This is a genomic window from Bacteroidota bacterium (assembly GCA_034439655.1).
Classification (GTDB): Bacteria; Bacteroidota; Bacteroidia; order UKL13-3; family UKL13-3; genus CANJUD01.
In genome coordinates this window covers 1-4552 of record JAWXAU010000203.1, presented here as the reverse complement: position 1 = coordinate 4552, position 4552 = coordinate 1, and the positions used below count along the sequence as shown (strand labels likewise).

Here is a 4552-nt window from a genome sequence, read left to right as displayed (position 1 = left end):
TCGCTAAAAAGCCTTGCAGCAAAATCAACGACCTAATTGCAAAAAATACTGATTTATAGTAAGTTTAACAAGTTTATTTAGTTTATGAGCAGACCCTATATAATAGTCCAAAAAAAGGGGGACTAATCCCCCCGCAAGTTTGCGGGGCTTTTGGGATGTAGTTCGGTAATACTAATCTAAAAACTAAATCCGCCACAGGCGGAGAACTATTATAGTTTAAGAATTGGTATTAAATTAAATTGCCAAAGTACCGAAAATAGTCCTGTTAATAACACAACAACCTTAACCGACAACTTTCTATTTTTTTATCTCCCAATAACCACACTCCCTCCTAAATCAGGAATAGGGACGAAAGGGATTTTTTGTTCTTTGCAATATGCTAACACTGCTTGCCTTGCACCTTTATATCCTTCATTATTATAATCGTGAACGAATATATATCCTCCAGCACTAAGCCTAGGGTAGAAATATTTGAGGCCTGCCAAAATAGGTTCATATAAATCAGTATCAATACTCACAAATGCAAACTTGTCTTCCATGCCTTCCGCTGTAGCTGGAAAATAACCTTTGCACACCATACAATTATTCGGATGTGGCATTTTGCTCAGCACCATAGCCACACTGGTTCCACTAAAATCTTGATCGCCACTCGAAAATCCTTTCCCCACTTCAGTTCCTAAATCACGTTCATCAAATCCTTCAAATGTATCGAACAAATATAATTTCCTGTCAGGGAAAACGGTATTAATATCTTTGGCAAAATCACCACGAAACACGCCAAGTTCTGCCACATTTCCCAATACATTATTCGCATATATTTCGTGCCCACACATTTCGAGGCATGCCAATCTATTATAATCCAAACGGTTCAGATCTATTCGTTTTGCACGGTTCAGATATATAAGAGATTTAACCAAATGCAGACCACGCTTGGCAAGTATCCTTTGTAATAGGTGGAATATTTTTTTCAAAACTTAAACTATATTTATATATATAATACTCTTTTCATTGGACCCCCAAATCCCATTCGCCGCAGCGAATCATATCCTACAACCCAATCTCAATTAAGTTCACTACACACATGGTAGCCGAAGCCTTGGCTATGATAGTTTGCACACCCTTCTTCTCACAATAAACTTCACTCTCACAGAATATCATTTTACGACCAGCTTTAATCACAAATCCTTTGGCCGTAATTTTATCGCCTTGCCCTGGATTTAAGTATGATACACGTAGGTCGGCTGTTAATACTACTTGTCCCACATCAACCAAAGTATAAGCTGCAAAGCCCATTACTAAATCGGCTAGCGTGGAAGTAGCACCGCCATGTACAAAATTTGTTTGCTGCAAAATATGCTCTTCTATAAGCATCCCCGCTGTTACCAATCCAGGCTCTATGCGGTCGAGCTCAAAACCGATATGGTGCATAAACCGCTGCCCAATTAGTTTTTCAACTATTAGCTCTTTGTAATTCGGATTTAAAACAGTGAATTGTGCTGACATATAATAAAAAAAAAATCACCCCACTTGTGGCAGGGTGATTGTAAATTTGGTAACAAAGATCATTAGTCTTCTATAATGCCTGTCTTATCTTTATAGGGAGATTCTACACTCACAGTTTTGATAACAAGCTTGATGTGTTGTTGCTTCAACCTGGAAACGGTTTTATTGTAACGGTCTTTTCTTTTAAGTCTAGTAACTGCCATGATTGTTTAATTTTTTTTAGGAGTGCAAATTTATGGGTAAACATCAAAACAGGCAAATTTTTTTGCTCATTGTTTTAAGGAGGCCAGATATTTAGCGATTGCTATCTGCGATCTAACGGGCTTTTTGCCCCCATTTTTATAATGGTTATCGAGGTTTTGATCTATAATCCTAGCTTTCACATTGTCGCTCAATTGCAGGTTAATAATGTCTTTCACAATTTTGCAACAATTTGAATCGAGAATGGGGAAAGCGGCTTCTATCCTGTTCTCCAAATTACGGGTCATCCAATCGGCACTAGAAAGGTATATAATCTCATTGCCATCGTTGCCGAAAATAAACACCCGTGTATGTTCCAGCAATCGGTCTATAATACTCACCACTGAGATATTCTCGCTTAGCCCTGCTATACCTGGCACCAGACAGCAGATACCGCGTATTATTAAATTTATCTTCACCCCTGCTTTCGATGCTTCGTACAATTTGTCAATAATATCCTTATCAACCAAACTATTCATTTTGGCTGTGATATAAGCTTTCTTTCCCTCTTGTGCCAATAAGGTTTCATGTTCGATTTTACCGAGAAAAAACAATTTCAAATTATGGGGTGCCGCCATTATATGTTTAGTTTTTGCAGGCTTTTCGGGTTTTTGCAACATTTTAAACATTGCATTCATATCCGCTATTACTTCTGGATTGACTGTGAGCAACCCAAAATCGCAGTATAACTTTCCTGTAATTCTATTGTAATTCCCTGTTGACAAATGCCCATAATTAATAATTTCTTCTCCCTCCTTTCTTGAAATTAAACACATTTTGCAGTGAATTTTTTGTCCCGACTTTCCATAAAAAACACTGGCTCCAGCCTCTTCCAATTTTTTGGCCCAATATATATTGGATTCTTCATCAAATCGGGCTTGCAGCTCCATCCAAGCATATACTTTAGCACCATTTTTAATAGCGTTGATGAGTGCGTGCACAATGCTGGAATGTTTGGCCACACGGTACAACGTAATTTTAATGACCCGTACACTCGGATCGATAGCTGCCTCACGCAATAACCTAATGATGTAATCGAAACTATGAAATGGGTGATATAATATATAATCTCTTTGGCTAATAGCCGCAAACATGGTTTTTGACTTATCAATAGATTCTATCCTAGCTTGCTGCAAAGGCTGATTATATAATGCTTTGTTCTTAATAACAGGGAAATCGAAAAAATCTTTATAGTTATGATAACGGCCTCCAGGAATAAGGCTGCGGGTACTTACTTTGAGTTTATTAATAAGATAAGTAAGCATCTCAACAGGTATTCTTTCGTCGTAAACCAATCGGGTGAGGGCACCCTTTTTGCGACTCTTCAAACTTTGCTGCATAATATCAAGCAACGATTTGGTAAGGTCGCTGTCCAAATCCAACTCAGCATCGCGTGTAATTTTTATCGTAAATGAATGAAACTCGTCATAATCGAAAATAGAAAACAATAAATCCATCGACGAGCGAATAACATCATCGAGCAATATGATATGGGTCGCATTTTTGGCACCCGCTTTAATTAAATAAAACCTGCTTATTACATCAGTTGGCAACTCGAACAAAGCATAAATTGACTTAGATGAATTGTTTTGCGTATCCATACTCACCACCTGGTATAATGACTTATCCTTCAGCAAGGGCAATTCATACTTTTCGTCCATGATAATAGGGAACAAAAACGGAAGTACCGAATTGGTAAAGTATTCTCTCACTTCTTTGGTCTGTTCAGTAGTGAGGGTTTTTTCGTCAACTATGAATATATTCTCTCCTTCTAATTTTTCAATAATATTCTGATAGGTCTCATTAAACTTGATTTGCTGATGCAAAACTTTCTTTTGTATTAAATCAATAACCACTGCCGGTGCATGTTGCATGGGCAGCAAATCCTTTTTGCCTACTTTAAGTAAGCGACGAAGTGAAGCAACTCTTACCCTGAAAAACTCATCGAGATTTGAAGAAAAAATAGATAAGAACTTTAAACGCTCTAAAACTGGCACTGTATCGTCGGCGGCCTCTTGCAATACCCGCTCATTAAAGGCCAACCAACTTACTTCCCTGTCTTGGTATAATTTACCTTGGTCTTCTTTAATCATCTATTTTATAAAACTGCTTTAGCAATTCCACTGCAAGTATACTATTATATTTTGTCTTACCCAAGCTATTTAAATGGTGATAGTCATAAAAATTGTGATAATCGTGCCCAAGGCTTAAATGGGTGAAATCTAAATAGGGAATATTATTCTTGTTTAGAATAGGAAGAAAATATGATTTTGTTATCGCATCAATTTTTACGGTGAGCCGTTCCTGCAACTTTAAAATGGGTGCGGTTATCATCACTAGCTTTACATTTTTAATTTTACACAATGTAATGAGCTTTTCTAAATAATACAAGTTCTGCCTGTTTACTTTAAAGCTATCTGGTATTTCTGTCATCTTATTAAATTTATGGGTATCAACGGTATTATTATTGGGTTTTAAATAGTCACCATTTTTTACTTGATACTCTTGCTTTAGTAATCCCAATTTACTATTTGCCGCCGCTATTACACCCAGTCTGGAATTGTATTCAGCAAATTTCCAAAATGGGGCATATCGCCAAAAATAAGCACGGGTTCCAAAAATTGATTGGTATTGTGCAAGCACATTTTCATCGCTGATATTATTTAACAATATCCAGGTTCTTTTCGGGTCGTCTAATTTGAAACTCAAGGACCAGGGATCTATATTATATACCAAATATTCAATATGGTTATTTTGCTTCAAAAATAAATCTAGCAATAAATAATGGTGCATGATATTGGTACCATCC

The 4552-nt window shown here is 36.9% G+C and carries 5 protein-coding genes; all 5 read right to left on the bottom strand.

The window, feature by feature from the left end; all coding sequences use genetic code 11:
• Window positions 1–305 precede the first annotated feature (305 nt).
• Window positions 306–971 carry a TylF/MycF/NovP-related O-methyltransferase gene (locus SGJ10_14850; GenBank protein MDZ4759401.1) on the bottom strand — a complete coding sequence of 222 codons (666 nt, stop codon included), beginning with the start codon at window positions 969–971 and terminating at the stop codon, window positions 306–308.
• Between the two features lie 76 nt (window positions 972–1047).
• Window positions 1048–1503, bottom strand: a complete 456-nt coding sequence (locus SGJ10_14845) for a PaaI family thioesterase (protein ID MDZ4759400.1) — start codon at window positions 1501–1503, stop codon at window positions 1048–1050.
• A gap of 62 nt (window positions 1504–1565) precedes the next feature.
• A complete protein-coding gene (locus SGJ10_14840) occupies window positions 1566–1706 on the bottom strand; it encodes a spore protein (protein MDZ4759399.1) in 141 nt (46 codons plus the stop codon).
• A 66-nt stretch (window positions 1707–1772) separates the two neighbouring features.
• The gene (ppk1, locus tag SGJ10_14835; protein MDZ4759398.1) at window positions 1773–3836 is read right to left on the bottom strand and encodes a polyphosphate kinase 1; all 2064 of its coding nucleotides are present in this window, start codon (window positions 3834–3836) and stop codon (window positions 1773–1775) included.
• Window positions 3829–4552, bottom strand: a 724-nt coding sequence (locus SGJ10_14830) for a hypothetical protein (protein MDZ4759397.1), incomplete at its 5' end; no start/stop codon positions are given. The genes SGJ10_14830 and ppk1, both read right to left, overlap by 8 nt.

Coding starts and splice junctions, on each gene's coding strand:
- SGJ10_14845 (MDZ4759400.1), bottom strand. CDS start 1,503: ATGTCAGCACAATTCACTGTTTTAAATCCGAATTACAAAGAGCTAATA.
- SGJ10_14840 (MDZ4759399.1), bottom strand. CDS start 1,706: ATGGCAGTTACTAGACTTAAAAGAAAAGACCGTTACAATAAAACCGTT.
- ppk1 (MDZ4759398.1), bottom strand. CDS start 3,836: ATGATTAAAGAAGACCAAGGTAAATTATACCAAGACAGGGAAGTAAGT.